At 34.3% G+C, this 18,571-nt stretch carries 16 protein-coding genes; 11 read left to right on the top strand and 5 right to left on the bottom strand.

All coding sequences use genetic code 11. The features are described 5' to 3' along the window. The first annotated feature begins 81 nt into the window (after positions 1-81). The 11 genes from QM941_RS03980 (at position 82) to QM941_RS03930 (ending at position 11,108) form a co-directional block, all read left to right on the top strand. Entirely contained in the window at positions 82-579 is a 498-nt protein-coding gene (locus QM941_RS03980) for a YkgJ family cysteine cluster protein (protein WP_075567585.1), read from the top strand. A gap of 209 nt (positions 580-788) precedes the next feature. After that, positions 789-1,832 carry a glycosyltransferase gene (locus tag QM941_RS03975; protein WP_414339110.1) on the top strand — a complete coding sequence of 348 codons (1,044 nt, stop codon included), beginning with the start codon at positions 789-791 and terminating at the stop codon, positions 1,830-1,832. Further along, complete coding sequence (locus QM941_RS03970) at positions 1,829-2,740, top strand: phosphodiester glycosidase family protein (protein ID WP_414339108.1); 912 nt, start codon at positions 1,829-1,831, stop codon at positions 2,738-2,740. The genes QM941_RS03975 and QM941_RS03970 overlap by 4 nt, the downstream gene beginning before the upstream one ends. Next, the gene (locus QM941_RS03965; RefSeq protein WP_414339106.1) at positions 2,721-3,167 is read left to right on the top strand and encodes a hypothetical protein; all 447 of its coding nucleotides are present in this window, start codon (positions 2,721-2,723) and stop codon (positions 3,165-3,167) included. The genes QM941_RS03970 and QM941_RS03965 overlap by 20 nt, the downstream gene beginning before the upstream one ends. A gap of 209 nt (positions 3,168-3,376) precedes the next feature. Then, positions 3,377-5,254, top strand: coding sequence for a glucosaminidase domain-containing protein (locus QM941_RS03960; RefSeq protein WP_414339105.1), 1,878 nt, complete (start codon positions 3,377-3,379; stop codon positions 5,252-5,254). A 234-nt stretch (positions 5,255-5,488) separates the two neighbouring features. Next, positions 5,489-6,181 (top strand): YjjG family noncanonical pyrimidine nucleotidase, encoded by a 693-nt coding sequence (locus tag QM941_RS03955; RefSeq protein ID WP_414339103.1) that lies wholly within the window; start codon positions 5,489-5,491, stop codon positions 6,179-6,181. Between the two features lie 29 nt (positions 6,182-6,210). Next, positions 6,211-7,122 carry a hypothetical protein gene (locus QM941_RS03950; RefSeq protein ID WP_414339102.1) on the top strand — a complete coding sequence of 304 codons (912 nt, stop codon included), beginning with the start codon at positions 6,211-6,213 and terminating at the stop codon, positions 7,120-7,122. Between the two features lie 118 nt (positions 7,123-7,240). After that, positions 7,241-7,894: a uracil-DNA glycosylase gene (locus tag QM941_RS03945; RefSeq protein ID WP_414339101.1), complete on the top strand. Its 654-nt coding sequence runs from the start codon at positions 7,241-7,243 to the stop codon at positions 7,892-7,894. A gap of 9 nt (positions 7,895-7,903) precedes the next feature. Further along, complete coding sequence (locus tag QM941_RS03940; protein ID WP_414339099.1) at positions 7,904-8,368, top strand: NUDIX hydrolase; 465 nt, start codon at positions 7,904-7,906, stop codon at positions 8,366-8,368. Positions 8,369-8,380: 12 nt separating this feature from the next. Beyond that, a complete protein-coding gene (locus QM941_RS03935; RefSeq protein WP_414339097.1) occupies positions 8,381-9,652 on the top strand; it encodes a dihydroorotase in 1,272 nt (423 codons plus the stop codon). Positions 9,653-9,716: 64 nt separating this feature from the next. Next, positions 9,717-11,108: an MATE family efflux transporter gene (locus tag QM941_RS03930; protein ID WP_414339095.1), complete on the top strand. Its 1,392-nt coding sequence runs from the start codon at positions 9,717-9,719 to the stop codon at positions 11,106-11,108. A 34-nt stretch (positions 11,109-11,142) separates the two neighbouring features. Here the strand turns inward: QM941_RS03930 and xerS are convergent, their stop codons facing one another. The 5 genes from xerS to QM941_RS03905 all read right to left on the bottom strand — a co-directional run bounded on the left by xerS (position 11,143) and on the right by QM941_RS03905 (position 18,569). After that, positions 11,143-12,213, bottom strand: a complete 1,071-nt coding sequence (xerS, locus tag QM941_RS03925) for a tyrosine recombinase XerS (protein WP_414339093.1) — start codon at positions 12,211-12,213, stop codon at positions 11,143-11,145. Between the two features lie 276 nt (positions 12,214-12,489). Beyond that, positions 12,490-14,337 (bottom strand): zinc-ribbon domain-containing protein, encoded by a 1,848-nt coding sequence (locus QM941_RS03920; protein WP_414339092.1) that lies wholly within the window; start codon positions 14,335-14,337, stop codon positions 12,490-12,492. Positions 14,338-14,345: 8 nt separating this feature from the next. Next, positions 14,346-15,059 (bottom strand): hypothetical protein, encoded by a 714-nt coding sequence (locus QM941_RS03915; RefSeq protein WP_036757412.1) that lies wholly within the window; start codon positions 15,057-15,059, stop codon positions 14,346-14,348. After that, on the bottom strand, positions 15,052-16,722 hold the full coding sequence (locus tag QM941_RS03910) for a hypothetical protein (RefSeq protein ID WP_414339090.1): 1,671 nt from the start codon (positions 16,720-16,722) through the stop codon (positions 15,052-15,054). The genes QM941_RS03915 and QM941_RS03910 overlap by 8 nt, the downstream gene beginning before the upstream one ends. Continuing rightward, complete coding sequence (locus tag QM941_RS03905; RefSeq protein WP_414339088.1) at positions 16,719-18,569, bottom strand: hypothetical protein; 1,851 nt, start codon at positions 18,567-18,569, stop codon at positions 16,719-16,721. The genes QM941_RS03910 and QM941_RS03905 overlap by 4 nt, the downstream gene beginning before the upstream one ends. Positions 18,570-18,571: the final 2 nt, after the last annotated feature.

Below are 18,571 nucleotides of genomic sequence, written 5' to 3'. Positions count from 1 at the left end.
AAACTATTGCCTTAATGGCAGTAGTTTTTATTTATTTTCAGTTATGGTATACTAGTTTCAGAAAAGGATGTTAAAGAATATATGTCAAAAGAAATCGATATCGAATACTATCACCAATTAGCTTTACAAAAGCAAAAAGAGCATCGTAAATTCCTTGGAAATCTGAAAAAGAAAGCTCCAAAAAACCTAGATAAGATTGCGCTGGAGATTCACAAAGAAGTGTTTGAAGAAATTGATTGTACAGCTTGTGCTAACTGTTGCAAGAGCCTTGGACCGGATTTTAAGGAAGCAGATATCACACGCATTGCCAAGTACTTTAAAATGAAATTACCAGCCTTCGAAGATGAATTTCTACAGGTAGATGAAGATGGTGATAAGATCTTTAAGTCAATGCCATGTCCATTTCTTGGCAGTGACAATCTCTGTTCCATCTATGATGTCCGTCCCAAGGCTTGTAGAGAATTTCCGCATACCGACCGTAAAAAGATTTATCAAATCAATAATCTGACTATCAAAAACACTTTAACCTGTCCAGCGGCCTATCTTTTTGTCGAGAAATTAAGAGAAAAAATAGAGTAAATAGTTTATTTTATAATAAATACCATCCTCAAATTCATTTGCTATTTGAGCATTTTTGTATATTTATTAATATTGTTTGTTTTTGATTTCTAAAGGAAATGAGTTCCATTCTTAAAGTTTCTTAAACTTTTTCTTAAAGAAAACTGATATAAGGTATCTTTAAGCGATGTTCTGTATAGTTATACCATCACTAAGAAAGGAGTGCCGGTATGAACTATATAGTAATTCCAGCTTATCAACCTGATAATAAACTTATCAAACTCATCGAAAAAATCCACGAAAAGAGTGATTTTCATATTCTAATTATCGACGACGGTAGTTCATCAAAGTGTCAAAATATCTTTGATAAAGCAGAACAATATGCTACGGTGCTCCGTCACCAAGTGAATCAAGGTAAAGGCCAAGCGCTTAAAACTGCCTTTGCTTATATCCAACAACAAAATAGCTATGGAACGGTTGTAACGGCAGATGCAGATGGACAGCATAAGATTTGGGATATTTTCCGTACGGCTAACAAAGCTTCTGAAAATCCTAATAAGCTAATCTTGGGTGTGCGGGCCTTCACCGGTAAAGTACCCCTTCGTAGCCGTTTCGGAAATAGCTTAACAAAAGCACTTTTTAAGATTCAAACTGGGGTAGAAGTAGTAGATACTCAGACAGGACTTCGAGCTTTTACAACAAATCTTATTCCTTTTATGCTAAAAATTGAAGGACAACGTTATGAATATGAAATGAATATGCTACTTGAAGCTACTAAAGAATATCAAATTTTAGAAGTTCCCATTGAAACTGTCTATATCAATGATAATGAGGATTCACACTTCCGACCAATAAAAGATGGGCTCATGATTTATAAAAATATCTTTAAATTTGCCTTATCATCTCTCAGTAGTTTTGTTGTAGACTACTTTGTTTACGCTATTGCAATCTTGTTTTTACCAACAGCGCCGACGAATTTCCGTATCTTCCTAGCTAATGGACTAGCTCGTGTGACAAGCTCTATTTTTAACTACTCTACAAATAAAAAACTAGTCTTTAAAAACGACGATAGCCTTGTGAAAACAGGGATGGGGTACTTTGGTCTAGCAGTCGGACTCTTTGTCTTAGACACGCTACTGATTCGTCTCTTCTTTACAGTCTTTGGTATCAACCTTCTGATTGCCAAAATTATCGTCGGCATCCTTCTCTTCGCTGTCTCTTGGACAGTGCAAAAGAAATTGATCTTTAAGGAAAGGACATCAACTGTATTATGAAATTTTTAAAGAAACCATATGCTTATGCCTCGGTTCTCGGTTTACTCTTGACAGGATCCTTTAGTTACTCAATGTTGAAAACTTTTGTACTCGCTGAAACTATTTCGACAGTAGCAACAACTAATACAAGTTTCAATACAGCTCAAGCTAGTCAAGCAGCTAAAACAGCAACAGTAACTAACTCAAGTTATAAGGACGAGAATATCTCTATCAATTTGACTGAAACGACGGTTAATCATACTCAAGTATATGTTGCAGATGTTACAGTAAGTTCATCAGAATATCTAAAAACAGCATTTGCTCAAAACTCATTTGGAACAAACGTAACAGCTAAAACATCTGTCACTGCTGCAGAAAATGGTGCAATTTTAGCAGTCAATGGCGACTATTACGGTGCCAACTCTTCGGGTTATGTTATCCGTAATGGAGTTGTCTATCGTGATACTGTCCGTGAAAATTCTAATAATGGTGATTTAGCCATTTATAAAGATGGTACTTTCAAGATTATTTACGAGGATCAGATTTCAGCTGACCAACTAGTCAAAGACGGAGTTGTTAATCTCTTAGCTTTTGGTCCTGCCTTGGTCGAAAATGGTGAAATAGCAGTAGGAAAAAACCAAGAAGTTGGACAAGCTATGGCTTCGAATCCACGTACAGCTATTGGTATTATCGACGAAAACCACTACATTATTGTAGTTTCTGACGGACGTACTTCTGAAAGTGAAGGTCTCTCTTTGTACCAGCTAGCTGAAGTTATGAAATCCTATGGTGCAAAAACTGCCTACAATCTTGATGGTGGGGGATCCTCTACACTTTACTTCAACGGTCAGGTTATCAATAAACCAACGACTGGAGGAAACAAAATTTCAGAAAGGGCGGTGAGTGATATTGCCTACATCGGTTATTAATCCTAACAAAAAACGTTTTAAGAAAGTAGTCATTTCTTATACACTAATTACGATTTTCTTCTTTGCCTTCTCTAGAATTTATGAAGCATTCAGTTTTGGTGAGACATCTGTTCATATGCATTACTTGTTCGCCGTACCTCTTATTGGAGGAATTCTACTAGCAATCTTGCTCAAAGTTCTTCCACATTTCTCTCGTATCAGTCTAAATCTATGGAATTCGGCAATAGCGATTATTACAGCGGGTACACTTTTCCGCGGGATTGTCAATCTTTCTGGTCGTTCAACCACACTAGACGCCCCCTACTGGTACGTAGGAATTGTTTTTGCAGTACTAGCCATCATCTCTATTTTTATACAAACTAAATCTTTGAATGATACAAAAAGAGTTACTAAAACCAATTGTAAAGAAGTCTATGGACAGGCATAAATAGCATTAAGAAAAACAGTCGTACATAAACTGTACGACTGTTTTTTTACGTTTATTTCTAAAATATTTTAAATAGATTACAAGTTTTTATCTTTCCCATAAAACGCTTTTATATTTAAAATAATAATGTATAATATAATGGATAACCCTATTAAAATAATATCTAGGAAAAATATATACAGAAAGACTGTATTTATTAGGAGTTTAGAATGAAAAAAGTAATGCTGATATGTGCGCTTTCCCTGTCGGTATCAAGTATTTCGCAATCTACTATTTTTGCTGATGAGTCTAAAGCAGCAAATAAAGATGAACAAGTTACAACATCAGTCATTAGTAGTGAACCTGCAGAGCACAAAGAAGAAAATAAAAGTGAGAAGGAAGCTTCACAAACTACTGTAAAACCTGGGCAAGCAAAAGAAGAGAAAAAAGATTCCAAAAAAGAAACTGAGAAAACTCAACCAAAAGAAAAAGTAACTGAAGTAAAAAAAGAAGGATGGCAACAAGAAAATAGCCAGTGGCTTTTCTACGAAAACAATCAACCTGTGATCAATTGGAAAAAGATTGGTGGAGTCTGGTACTATTTCAATCAAAATGGGGTCATGCTTAGTAATACAGTCTTTGATGATTATATTTTTAGCAAAAGTGGTGCACTAGTTGAGAATTCTTGGATAAAACTAGGTGACAACTGGTTTTATGCTTCTGAAGAAGGTAAAATAGCTAAAAATAAATGGAAGAAGATTTCTGGTGTTTGGTATTATTTCAATCAAGATGGAATCATGCTGAATAACACCATTTACAATAACTATTTATTGAATGCTAGTGGTGCTTTAGTAGAAAATGGTTGGGTAAAACTTTCTGATAAATGGTACTATGGAGATGCTTCTGGTAAAGTAACTAAAAATAAATGGGATAAAATTAAGGGTGTCTGGTATCATTTTGATGCTGATGGCATCATGGAAAGTAGTATCTGGAAAAATAAATATTACCTAAAAAATAGTGGGGCTATGGCCTCAGCTGAATGGGTCTTTGATCAGAAATACAATAGCTGGTTTTATATAAAACCTGATGGAACATATGCTGAAAATGACTGGCAAGAAGCCTACTATCTTAAGTCTGGTGGTTACATGGCCATAAATGAATGGATTTATGATAAAAACTACAATGCTTGGTACTATTTGAAAGAAAATGGTGCGTATGTAACTGGTACTTATAATATAAAAGGTAAAGATTACACTTTCCATAGTAATGGAAAATGGATTTCTGACCAATCGTCACATTATAAAGTGAAACCAATTACGGCTTATATTTATAGTGCATCAGGTACTCGTCTGAGCTATATTAACCAAGGTAGTATTGTTACTGTCACTGGTTCTGAAACTCAAAGTGGTAGAATACCAGTTCAAGTTTCAGGTTTGTCAGGGTTTATGAATAAAAGTGATCTAACAGCAGTAAGCGCTAGCAACGAATTCATACCGCATTATACTAGTGATGGTCGCTATGTATATCATGAATTATCACCATATACTAGTATTCGAGTTGCGCCTCATCATTCTTCAATGTCAGTTGGTAAAAAATATTATTCAGCAGATGGAATTAACTTTGACAACTTCTCAATTAATAATCCTTTCCAATTTAGAGATATAAGTAAACCGACTAATTATACTGCGGAAGAGTTAGATAAAGTATATTCTCTAATGAATATCAAAGGAAGTCGTTTAGCTGGTAAAGGTGCTATCTTCAAAGAAGCAGAAAAACGGTATGGAATCAATGCTCTTTATCTTATGGCTCATAGTGCTTTAGAAAGTTCATGGGGGCGTAGTCAGATTGCTAGGGATAAGAATAACTTCTTTGGGATTGCTGCTTACGATACCACACCTTATGAATCAGCCAAAAGCTTTGATAATGTCGATAAGGGAATTTTAGGAGCTGCTAAATGGATTAGACAGAACTATTATGATCAAGGTAGAACCCACCTTGGAAATAAGGCTTCTGGAATGAATGTCCTTTATGCATCAGATCCTTATTGGGGAGAAAAAATTGCCAGCATCATGATGACAATCAATAGTAAACTAGGTGAAAAAGACTAAGATAAAAGAAGACGATAGCTAATAGAAATAGGTTATCGTTTTTTTAATTCCTAATTGAAGTCTTGGTAAATAATGTTTAACTTTGAAAGTTATAAAGAGGATTTATTTTTGATTCGAAGAGATTAAGCTCTTACTAAGATTTAGAAATTATAAAATTATTATGCTATACTGAGATTAATTAACAATTGACACCAGTAAAGACTAGTTTTATTTTAATTTAAGGGAGTATCACAAATGAGCTACAAATTTTTACTTTTCGACCTTGACCATACCCTGCTTGACTTTGATAAGGCAGAAGGTATTGCCTTGACTCAGTTTCTGTCACAAGAAGGGGTAGAAGATATTCAAGCCTACAAGAATTATTATGTTCCCATGAATAAGGCACTTTGGAAAGACTTAGAACAAAAGAAGATTAGTAAAGAACAATTGATCAACACACGCTTTGCACGTTTGTTTTCTCATTTTGGAATCGAAAAAGATGGTACTGTCCTTGCCCAATCTTATCAATCATATATTGCCCAACAGGGACAAGTGTTTCCAGGAGTAAACGAACTCTTAGATAGTTTAATCTCTCGAGGTTATGAGCTCTATGCTGCTACAAATGGCGTAACGGCTATCCAAAATGGACGTTTGAAAAAATCAGGTCTACTTCCTTATTTTAAGCAAGTTTTTATCTCAGAACAAATGCAGACACAAAAGCCCGATTCTCTATTTTTTGAAAAAATAGGAAAGCAGATAGAAGGTTTTACTAAAGAAAAAGCTGTCATAATTGGCGATTCTTTGACAGCTGACATTCAGGGGGGAAATAATACTGGCATAGATACAATCTGGTACAATCCTCATCATCTTGAAAATAAGTCTCAAGCCCAGCCAACTTATGAAGTTCATTCTTATAAATATTTGCTGAATTGTTTGGGGAAAATTTAAAGATGCTAAAATAAAAAGGGGATAAAATTATGGGAGCATGGGATGAAACGATTTTTGGAAATGATACCTCCTTAGATATTAAAGAAGAATTTTTTGAGAGATACAATCAAGGAGAAGATGCAAATACAATTAAAAATGACTTGACGTCGGATTTATACGATGACGATATGTATGATGTCTTGTTCGCCTTAGCACACTGTTTATGGGAAGTTGGGCAATTAGATGACGAATTCTTGCTTGAAATTAAAGAAATCATTCTCAACAAAGAGGATTTAGAACTTGCCCAAGAATTGGGTGCAGATAGTGAATTTTTAGAACAAAGAAGTGAGAATCTAGAAAAGTTTTTAGAAAAGATAAGTGTAAAAAAAGAAAATCTCAAAAAGAGAATTGCTCCGCTTGTTCCTGTAAAAAGCAAATATAGGAACGGTGCTGTGATGGTGTTTCAGTATGAAGATGGTATGTATGGTGCTTTGATAGCGGTAGATGGAGCTTTCTTTGATAAGGAAACCTATTATGCTTATCTGCAGACTGATATTAAAATGACCACAAAACCCACCATGAAAGATGTGCGAACAGCACGAATTCTCGATCCAAGTTTTCATAGTGCAGAATACAATTCATTTCGTGACTCTAAGTATTACTACTCTTTTGTAAATTGTATTTCAGGTTATTTAAAAAGTACAGCAACTAAAAAATTTGAAAAATACAATGATAGTGTTTTTGAAATTATCGGCTATCTTTCTGATTGGGGTGACTGTTGTAGTGGAACCTATAATACTTTTGATTATTATAGACAAAAAACAAGTGATGAATTTAAAAGGATTGTTACAAAAGAATTGACCAAAAGATTTAATGAAAATCCTAATGTAAGTACAGAGATGATTATTAATGAAATTAACCAGGAATTTATCCTTTCTAATACTGTACAGGAGATTGAATAAAGGCTCTTTAGTATAAATTCTTTACAAAATTTCTCGAAATCTCAATAGATACTTTTAAAAGTGGTTTAGATAGCCACTTTTTGCTATAATAGAGGCAGTATAAACGAAGGAGAAAGCAATGGAACACTCATCTTGGCATGCTTTGATTAAAGAGCAATTACCTAAAGGTTATTTTACTCAAATCAATCACTTTATGGAGCAGGTTTATGCTCATGGAACTGTGTACCCGCCCAAGGAAAAGGTTTTTCAGGCACTTTTGACCACACCTCTAGAAGAGGTTAAGGTGGTCATTCTTGGTCAGGATCCTTATCACGGACCAGGTCAGGCTCAAGGTTTGAGTTTTTCAGTTCCAGATAGTATTCCAGCACCTCCTTCTTTACAAAATATCTTAAAAGAACTTGCGGATGATATTGGAGTTAAGGAATCCCATGATTTGACTTCTTGGGCTGAGCAGGGGGTCTTGCTCCTCAATACTTGTTTGACAGTTCCTGCTAGTCAAGCAAATGGTCATGCTGGCCAAATATGGGAGCCTTTCACGGATGCTGTGATTAAGGTCGTCAATAATCTAGATAGACCAGTGGTTTTTGTACTTTGGGGTGCTTATGCACGCAAGAAGAAGACATTGGTAACTAATCCTCAACATTTGATTATCGAATCAGCCCATCCAAGTCCTTTATCGGTTTACAGAGGATTTTGGGGTTCTAAGCCTTTTTCCAAGGCCAATGTATTCTTAGAAGAAAGTGGGCAAGAGCCAATCAATTGGCTTAGATAAGGAGAGAATATGCCTCAGTTAGCGACGATTTGTTACATTGATAACGGAAAAGAACTGCTTATGCTTCATCGCAACAAAAAGCCAAATGACGTCCATGAAGGTAAATGGATTGGTGTTGGTGGAAAGATTGAGCGCGGAGAAACTCCACAAGAATGTGCAGCTCGTGAGATTTTAGAAGAAACAGGATTAAAAGCAAAACCCGTTCTAAAGGGAGTTATCACCTTTCCAGAGTTTACACCAGACTTGGACTGGTACACCTATGTATTTAAAGTAACTGAGTTCGAAGGTAAGTTGATTGACTGTAATGAAGGGACCTTAGAATGGGTTCCTTATGATGAAGTTTTGAGTAAGCCGACTTGGGAAGGGGATCACACCTTTGTCGAGTGGCTTTTAGAAGATAAACCATTCTTTTCAGCTAAGTTTGTCTATGATGGTGATAAATTATTGGATACCCAAGTGGATTTCTACGAATAAAGGAGAAAACAGATGCTACTAATTAAAAATGGTCGAGTAATGGATCCTAAGTCTGGTTTAGATCAAGTGTGCGATGTCTTGATTAAGGATGATAAGATTCACGAAATTGCTCCTGAAATTAAGAAAGAAGGAGTAGAAATTATTGACGCAACAGGTCTTGTTGTTGCGCCTGGCTTGGTTGATATCCACGTTCATTTCCGTGAACCAGGTCAAACCCACAAGGAAGATATTCATACAGGTGCTCTTGCAGCTGCTGCAGGTGGATTTACAACTGTCGTTATGATGGCTAATACCAACCCAACCATTTCAGACGTGGAGACTTTGCAAGAAGTTCTTCAATCTGCGGCAAAGGAAAAAATTAACGTTAAATCTGTAGCAACTATAACCAAGAACTTTAATGGCCAAGATTTGACAGATTTCAAGGCGCTTTTAGAAGCTGGAGCTGTAGGTTTTTCTGATGACGGGATTCCTCTTGAAAGCAGTAAAGTGGTCAAGGAAGCTATGGAAGAGGCTAAAAAACTCAATACCTTTATCAGCCTGCACGAAGAGGATCCTGGCTTGAATGGTACGCTTGGTTTTAACGAAAATATCGCTAAAGAACATTTTCATATTTGTGGTGCTACTGGGGTTGCAGAGTATGCAATGATTGCACGTGATGTCATGATCGCCTATGCAACAAAAGCCCATGTTCATATCCAGCACTTATCTAAGGAAGAAAGTGTTAAGGTTGTAGAGTTCGCTCAAGGTTTGGGAGCAAACGTAACTGCAGAAGTAGCACCCCAGCATTTTTCTAAGACCGAAGCGCTTCTTCTGACTAAAGGAAGTAACGCTAAGATGAATCCACCACTTCGCTTGGAGTCAGACCGCCTTGCCGTTATCGAAGGACTTAAGTCAGGAGTTATTTCAGTGATCGCAACTGACCACGCGCCCCATCACGCTGATGAAAAGAATGTCGAAGATATTACTAAAGCACCGTCCGGTATGACTGGCTTAGAAACCTCTCTCTCTCTTGGCTTGACCTACTTGGTTGAAGCAGGTGAGTTGACTTTGATGCAGTTACTAGAGAAAATGACTGTTAATCCTGCAGAATTGTATCATTTTGAGGCAGGTTATTTGGGTGAAAATGGTCCAGCTGACATTACCATTTTCGATGATAAAGCTGACCGAATTGTAGACACACATTTTGCTTCTAAAGCAGCTAATTCCCCATTTATCGGTGAAGAGTTAAAAGGTCAAGTCAAATATACTATCTGTAGGGGACAAATCGTTTACCAAGCAGATTAAAACTTTATATAGATATTCTTACTGTTTACCATTAATATTCTATTGATAACTAGAAAGAGTAGGTATGTATTCAACACAAAATAAAAAAGAAAAAATTCTCTTATTTTTAAAAATCTTTTTTCCAATCTTGATTTATCAATTTGCTAACTATTCTGCATCCTTCATAGATACAACCATGACTGGGCAATATGATACGCTTAATTTAGCTGGTGTCTCTATGGCGACAAGTCTTTGGAATCCCTTTTTTACATTTTTAACTGGGATTGTCTCTGCTTTGGTGCCAATTATTGGACAGCATCTTGGTCAGGGTAAAAAGAATGAAGTTGCGTCAGATTACTATCAATTTATGTATTTGTCCCTTGGCTTGTCTCTCATCCTTTTTGCTTTGGTATTTTTAGCAGCTCCAGTCGTTCTCCAAAGTATGAGTTTAGAGTTTGCTGTGAAAGATATAGCAATTCGTTATTTACGCTTGTTAGCCATTGGTATCATTCCACTTTTATTATTCAGTGTAGTACGTTCGCTTTTAGATTCCTTAGGATTGACAAATCTTTCCATGTATTTGATGCTTCTCTTACTACCTCTAAACAGTGGTTTTAATTATTTATTGATTTATGGTAAATTAGGATTTCCAGAGTTAGGTGGAGCAGGGGCAGGATTAGGAACTTCACTAGCTTACTGGTGTGTCCTATTCATTTCTCTTTACGTTTTACAAAAACAAGAGAGGCTAAAGGAATTTAAACTGAATCAATTATCTCCTTTAAATCTAGAAAAGATAAAGGAAGGGATTGTCTTAGGATTACCAATCGGTGGTACTGTCTTTGCAGAAGTGGCTGTCTTTTCAGCTGTTGGCTTAATAATGTCAAAATTTTCCTCTTTCATTATTGCCAGTCACCAATCAGCGATGAACTTTTCTAGTTTAATGTACGCATTTCCTATGAGTATTTCTACAGCTATGGCAATCGTAGTCTCTTACGAAGTTGGTGCAAAACGATTTAACGATGCTAAACAATACATACGCATAGGTCGCTTACTAGCATTCGTTTTTGCTGGTTTAACTCTTTCTTTTCTTTATTTGTATAGAGAAGCAGTAGCAGGACTTTATGGTCAAGATCCAGATTTTATCGCCCTAACAGCAAATTTTTTAACCTATAGTTTATTCTTCCAACTAGCCGATACATTTGCAGCTCCTCTTCAAGGTATTTTACGTGGGTACAAGGATACTGTAATTCCATTCTATCTTGGTATTCTAGGATACTGGGGAGTAGCAATCCCCCTTGGATTAGCTTTAGATTTTTATACCTTATTAGGAGCCTATGCTTATTGGATCAGTTTGATTGTAAGCCTAATTATAAGCGGTATTCTGTATCAATGGCGTTTGAAATACATTCTAAAGATTATTTCTCAACAAAATGATTTCAATCAAATAGACAAATATAAACTAAAAACCCTAAACTAAGTTTAGGGTTTTCGTAATTTAAATTATGTAAAATTTATAAACTGTCTAAAGCATTTTTTTGTTCATCATTTACGATATGGGTATATAAATCCGTTACTTGCGTGCTTGCATGTCCAAGTTGATGGCTGACCAAAACCTGTGATTTGGTTGCATCATATAGTCGAGTTGCGAGTGTATGGCGAAGTTTATGAGGAGTTACACGGACTTTGAAGTCTTCAGAATACTTGGCCACCATTTTTTCCACGCTAGAAGCATCAATTCGATTAGGAACACCACGATAAAGGGTTAGAAAGAGGGCTGTATCCTTTTTTTCTGTTTTATACCTTTTATCTCGAATAGCAAGATATTGTTCAAGATATGGTTTCGCAAAGGCAGCAATATTAACAGAGTCTCGTTTTCCACCTTTTCTTGTTACATCAATAACCATCATCTTAAGGTTCAAATCTCTGATATCAAGATTAACTGCTTCAGATAAACGAACTCCTGAAGCCAATAGTAGGGCAATAATAGCTAAATCACGTTCTTTGTTCTTATTAAAAGAAGATAATGCTCGATTTGAGAGATTTTTAGGATATTCCAGGTCTATATAATTTAAAAATCCTTCAGTTTCATCCCCAAGAAAGAGTTTTTGCTTAATATTCTCAGCTCTAGCAGCTAAAGTTTCTTTCTTTTTCTTGGTAGCAACCTTTTTCATGACATTTCGGTAGAAATAAGGTTCCCCTTGTTCATTTTCAACCTCTTCAGTCAAGTACTTATAGAGACTAGAAAGGGCAGAAAGGGTACGGTTAATCGTTGTTTGAGATACACCTTGTTTAGTTGTATTAGCATTAAGTAAGGGACGTTCACGTAAATATAGGATAAAAGACTCTAAATCTTTTTTGGTTAAATTCTCCAAAACTGATAAAGGAATATCAGCAATAGAATCAGCGTCCGAAATACCAGACTCCAAGACCCAGGTAAAAAATCGATCATATTCTTTTAAGTATTCATATAAGGTTGTAAAGCTATAAGGAACAGCTAGTTTAGATTGATAATATTCCAACACGTACCAAGGCATGAGTTGTTTAAGTTTATCAATTCGTTCCAGTAAAATCTCACGTTTCATGTTTTTCTCCAAATCTTTCTATACGAGTAGTATAGCATATCCAGATATATTTTTCAAGAAAATTATAGTTTTTCGGAAAGATGTCATAGGGGATAATTCGTGTTAACAAAAATTTTTTTTTGAGCAAAAAATGTACTTTATTCCCGCGAAAACTAAATCTTTCGCATACTTAAATTCTGTACATTATCTACTTGAAAACTAAAAATACAATTTTTTAAAATACTGTACTTTATAAAAATCTATGATAAAAAAACAAGTTCAAATTTGAACTTGTTTTTAAATTTTCCTATAAGGGACAAAATGTTCTCTTTTTCGTCTACGCCCTTTACAAAACATGCATGGCTCGATAGATCGTTTTATATTTGTAATCTTATCTACGATAGCCATTCTATAACGATGCTCTGGATTGTTCTTACAAATCCACCAAAATCTTAATTTCGTACTATTTGTGATTCTTTCTGGATCTCCTAGAATAAGATTATTAAGGTAGTCCCACTCATTCATTAAATCTTCAAAAGAGATATTATCTTGTCTTTCTTTTAATTCTGCACAAAATGGACACATTTCTTTAAGATCTTTTGTCTCGGAACTTAAATACTTATTTAATATAATGCTGAAGCGCTCATGAAATTCAAAGTTACATTCTTTGCAGCGCCATAAATAGAACCTTTTTTCAGTTAATAATGGAACAAAACTATCTATAGGGACTTTATTATTTGGTGCCCACAATTTTGCTAGTTCAGGGTATAAGTAATCAAATGTATTAAACCCCTTCAGGGGCTTATCATTGTTGCAGTAAGGACAACACTGAGAAACTTCTCTTCGAATTGGGATAGAACATAAATATGTCCCATGACACTTTGAACAATCCCACCAATATTTTTTGGTCTCAATTGTTGTCTGAGCTAAATGAATAGGAATATTATTTTTATCACTCCATTCTTTAATCAGCTTTGGCTCTTTAAGGAAAATATTATTTTTAAATACCTCAGTCCTCCAGTCACATTGATTAGGACATGTTTGAAAGTTTTGATTTTCTAAATCAGTTCGACTGATCATTTCGGCTGGGCTACATTGAAAGTTGATTTTACAACAAGGACAAACCCAACTAACTACATTATTTGACTTAAACCAATATTCGGAAAAATCCCTTTCATTACTGAGGTCCCAAAATTCCCTCAAATAGGGATGTGTTTCGTTTAGTGTATTAAAATCCTGAAGTTTTTCTCTATTTGAACAAAATGGACAAGACCTATCTGTTTTTTCAAATAGAGAACATGAATACTCTCCGTGACAATTCGTACATTCCCATAACACATGAACATTAGATAATACATCAACTTGATTAGGTGTAATATTGTTCCTTTTAGACCACTCCTTGAGCATGGAAGAATTTAAAAAAGATAGAGGAGAAACATCAAAATCTTTATCCAATAACTCTTCAAATGAAGAATGACACTCCGAACAGTAATGACCGCTTCTTTTAATTCGGTTCAATAATCTATCAATAGATAATTCAAATTTGCAATGACACTTATCACATTCCCAATGAATAGGTACTGTTATATTGTAACTCAGCTTCAGTTCGTTAAATTTAAATTTGTTTAAATGATCACTATAGATTTTAGCTAAATTTGGATAGACAGATTTGTAATCGCAATGATAGGTAGTTTCATTGCAACCAAAATGAAATAAATCCCCACTTGTTAGTTGGAATAACCTTTTATTTGTCGCAGAATCTTTCCAACTTAATTGACAAGTCGGACATTTAAAATTGAACTTTCTTTTACTATTGAACGGCAAAGTAAGAAGTTTCTCATCTAATTCTTCATCTTGCTCAATGCTGTAGTTTATATAATTTCTGAAATTGGGATAAACCTGAAGAACACTCTCATTTTCATCAATGGAACGTTCACCTAATCCACAATGGGGGCAACACCTAAGATATTCATAACTGTCAAGCTGCACATCAATGATTTTCGCTTCCCAATGGTGTTGACAATAAGGGCAAGACCAATAGGCATATTTTAAACTATTTGACGACAATTTTTTGGGGTCAAGCACATTTCGTTTTTGATCCCAGTACATGTAAATAGCTGGATTATCTTTAACTTTCTTGTTCATTTCTTTCCTCATTTATAATTAGTTTTGCTGTCCAGTAAGTTTTTAATAGAAACCACTTTAGTTGATTTTTGAGGATTTTCTTGTTCAATAAAACCACCAGAATGAAAATCTATTTCTGATTCAGCAGTAATGATATTGTCTACTAGGAAATCCTCACTGATAACCTTTTGAGAATATTTTAGCAATCCCTCTTCTTTTAAAAGCTCATTCGCAATTTCTGGATAGACACTTGTTTTGATTATTTGTAATAGTTTTTGATTCTCATCACTTAACTCATTTTCTCTTTGTAGCTTCTGTTTTAAATCTTCATTAGTTGACTGTAGTTCAGAATTTAAAGCACGTAATTTATCTGCTTCTTGTTTATAGCTAGCCGCAATATTTGCTATTTTCTTATAGTATTGGCTAATTTCCACCAATGCTCTTTTCATAGAACCTGGAGTACGATTTTTTGCTATAAAATTGTCAGGATCTATGGTCTTGTAAGTAATCACAGTCTCATAATTTTCATCTTGATATTTAATTTCACTTTCTTTTAAAAAATCCCTGAATCTTTTATTACGTCTAATGGTTGTATCCGCAACATTTTGATAGCCATGATTCCTCACATAGTCACCGAACCGAGGAATTTTTACCAAGCTTAAATCGCAGGAACACTGGGAAATTAAATACTGTTCAAACAAATGAATCAATTCATCATCAGAAATTGATTTCTTTCTAGCCATTAGACTTATTCTCCTCTAAAGATAGTTGTTTAGCATTTAAGTAATCTTGATAGGTATTGCTAACTATTTTTAATTTCAACAAAGCTTCTCCAATATCTTCAATATGACCCTTCCCTTGTCTAACTTTTCTAATCGCTTCATTTACAACCATAGCTTTTTCATCAACTGACTTTTTAAATGATTTATCCATTGAAAAATAATCTTTACCTGCTTTACGGTAAAAAGGACAGCTCGTACAAGCACCTAGTTCTGCATGCTCACTAATAACTTTCAGACAATCTGAATAATCACCTTTCGCAAAGCGGGGTGAGTAACACCGTCCTTTATTTTCTAAAGTGATGTATTGTCCTTGTGCTGTATAAAATGGCTGCCTCTTACTTATGGCGTAATTCGTGTTTTTACTCGTTAGTTTACGATACATTTGATAACTACGACATTCAATAAATTGGCTTAAATTTGAAAAATAGTGAGATGAAGTTGTCACACTTTCATGACCAGCCAAAAGCATAGCTGTAACAGGACTAGCCCCTTCTGCAATTAAATTGATCATTGCAATATGTCTCGTATCACCAATATGAATCAAATTAATCTCGTTTTCATCTAATCTAACTGGAAAACTAAAATAATTAACTTGATAACCGTATTTTTGAGAAATTATCTCATTAAAAAAATACCTCAAAATAGTATTGAGATTAGTGTAAGTTAAAAATCGGTTATTAACACCTGTTCGACGACCCCAACGATTATAATGGGGATCGGTCACAAATAATGTATCTAATTTAGTAGAACGATCATTTTCCGTAAGTTTGAGATAAGTCTTTATTTCAGAAGCTAATGAATTAGTAATTTCATAAGTATTCAAAATATAATCTTCAGAAATTTTATGTTCAACAAGTCGATCCCTTCCTTTGATTATATTTCTCCTTAATGTAAGAAAATATTTTCCATCTTTCTCGGTCAAACAGTTTCTTTGAATTAAAAGAAATTCTCTTGGCCTTAAGGGTAAAATCGCTGTAATCTGCCACCAGAGATACAATGGATAATAAAATAGACGTTCTTTCTTAGATAATGTTTGAGACCAATAATCATTTAAAATGTCATTAAAAGTAAAATAGGATTGAAATTGCGCTAATTGTCTTTGCTGTTTTGACTTCTGCCTTTTTTGAAGGTTGAGAGTTAATTTATTATCCAATTGCTCCAATAGTTGACTTAGTTGAATATCATCTGAACAGGGAAGATTTGAGAAAAAGTCAATACATAAACCAGGAAATATTACAGAGATATTTTCTAAATCTAAAAACGTATCTTTGGTTGTATTTTTGATAATACGTTTAATATCTCTTAGAAATAGCTGCAAAGTTTCTAAAACATGTTGTTTCATTGAGAAAACAATAAAACTTTTTAAGTAATCGATAAATTCCTTATAAGGCAACTGAAAAATTGATTGATAAAATCTCCTATATTGAAACTCAGGAATGTTAAAAAACAGGCTAATATTGGCATATTCATTTGTAGTTTCCCATTTCTTATGATCAAAATCGTAACTTAGAATAATTCCTTTTTCAAAATAATCATCGAAAACTTCTTTTGCTCGCAGAACACAATCACAGTTAAATGGTTCAAAATAATTTTCAGTTTTAAAAAGTTTAGCTTGATTGTTCAATTTATTAACTCCTTTATTATTTCTTCGTAATCATGCAACACGTCATCCCCATATTGCTCGCATAAAGCTTGCAACATTTCAGTTAAACAAGGTTTTATTTGTTCTTCTAAAATACTCCGAATTTTACCTTTTTCTAAATCAGTTCGAACTCTAGAGTATTGTTTGTTCAAACGATTGAATTCTCCTACTAATAACAATAAAGTAGATTTAGTTTGTAGTTCATAATGACAACCGATGCAATGTTGTCTATCGTCATATGGACAAATCTTTCCAAGTGCAGACAAAAGACACATGCTTTCACCTTGTTTTGAGAAGGCTTCACCGTTTCCTATACGATGACAAATAGTAAGAAGTTGATTAGGCTCTGCTTCTTCTTCTACCAAAATCTTTAATGCCTTTTGCGATTTCACTTCTGCCTGAATACTTAAAGCCAATGTTTTTTCGATCTCATTTGGTGTCAAATCTAACTGTTTAATCATCTGAGTTTGTTGACTAGGACTTAATTCTTTATACTTTCCTCTGGTAACAATCGTCAGGAGCATTGATGGAATCATAGATAAAACACCTCGTTCAAATAGTTCTCTCGCAACCATTTCTGGTTTAAGCTGACTTAGTTGGGCATCTTTTAGGTACGTTGTTGTGGTTTGAGCAAATTCATCGAATGAACCTTTATGGCTACGGGCTAATGCAGCTAAAAAATAGCCTTTAATATTTAACTCAGATTTTTCTTGCAAAACATCATCTGCTAACATGGCAACAGTTTGAAGATAGGATTTATTTGCAGATCTAGAACTAAAATTCCTTTCAAGAAATAAGTCTCCAATTTCTTTCCCCATATATCGGCTAATTCGTTTATATTCTTTTATTTGTCGAATTAAAGGTTCATTATTATTATCTTTATTCAACTGATAATGAGCTTCACAGATAGCCAACAACGTTCCAATCAATACCTGACAGCTCTCAGGGACCTGAAATTTAATCTGACTAATATTTTTAGTTCCCTTTGTTTTGTTTGGAGTAATATTTAAATAAGTTAAACGAGTTGTAATACTTAAAAGAGTTCTTCTTGCCTCACTGCTACTCCAATCCCCACTTCTAACTGATTTTAGAACTTCTTTTGGTGTTCTAGGAAGTTGTGGATGCCCAAGTTGTTCTAAATCTGTTCCACGTAGCGCACATATAAAATGAAGTGCTAGAAATAGCCATGTATCTGCGTAGTCTTTTGAGATTGCTGCTTTATAAAGCATATCTTCTTTTCTAATGTAATCGTCATTAAAAAGAAAATACAGTAATTCTAAATATTCGTCTAACTCATAAGCGTTAGTCTCCTGTTCTAATGTGTATCGAGGTGTAAATTCATATCTTTTGTGATAGTTACATCTCGTTTTATTCATTAACCACTTTAAAAAATCAATAAAAACTTCGCCTTTTTGCTTTTCAAGTGCATATACTGCTTCTTCAACCAACAATTCAATTTCATTATCATTACAGAGGAATAAATCTCTTTTTAGATAATAAGCAAGAAAATCTTGAACATAAAAGATGTTTTCTTTAGATAAGTTGCTATCTTCTGAGTATTGCTGAAAATATTTGTAAGTTAATGGGAATTTTTGTTTAAATAGAGGCTGAATTCCTGCTAAACCAGTTGGTCCAAGAAGATAATTGGTTATTTTTTCTATTAATAATTGAGCCTCTTTATCTGAGATAGAATAGTTATCCAAATCAATTTCTATGTTAAACCAATTGTTATCAACTAAAAACTTACTAATTTTGCCTTTATACTGTATATCGTTTTTTCCGAGTTCACTTAACAGATTTTCAATCAAAGATTTAATTGAATAAGTCATAC

The organism is Streptococcus timonensis, assembly GCF_047460355.1.
In the GTDB taxonomy this organism is placed as follows: Bacteria; Bacillota; Bacilli; order Lactobacillales; family Streptococcaceae; genus Streptococcus; species Streptococcus timonensis_A.
The sequence above is the reverse complement of the archived record's forward strand: the minus strand, read 5'-3'. Positions and strand labels throughout refer to the sequence as shown.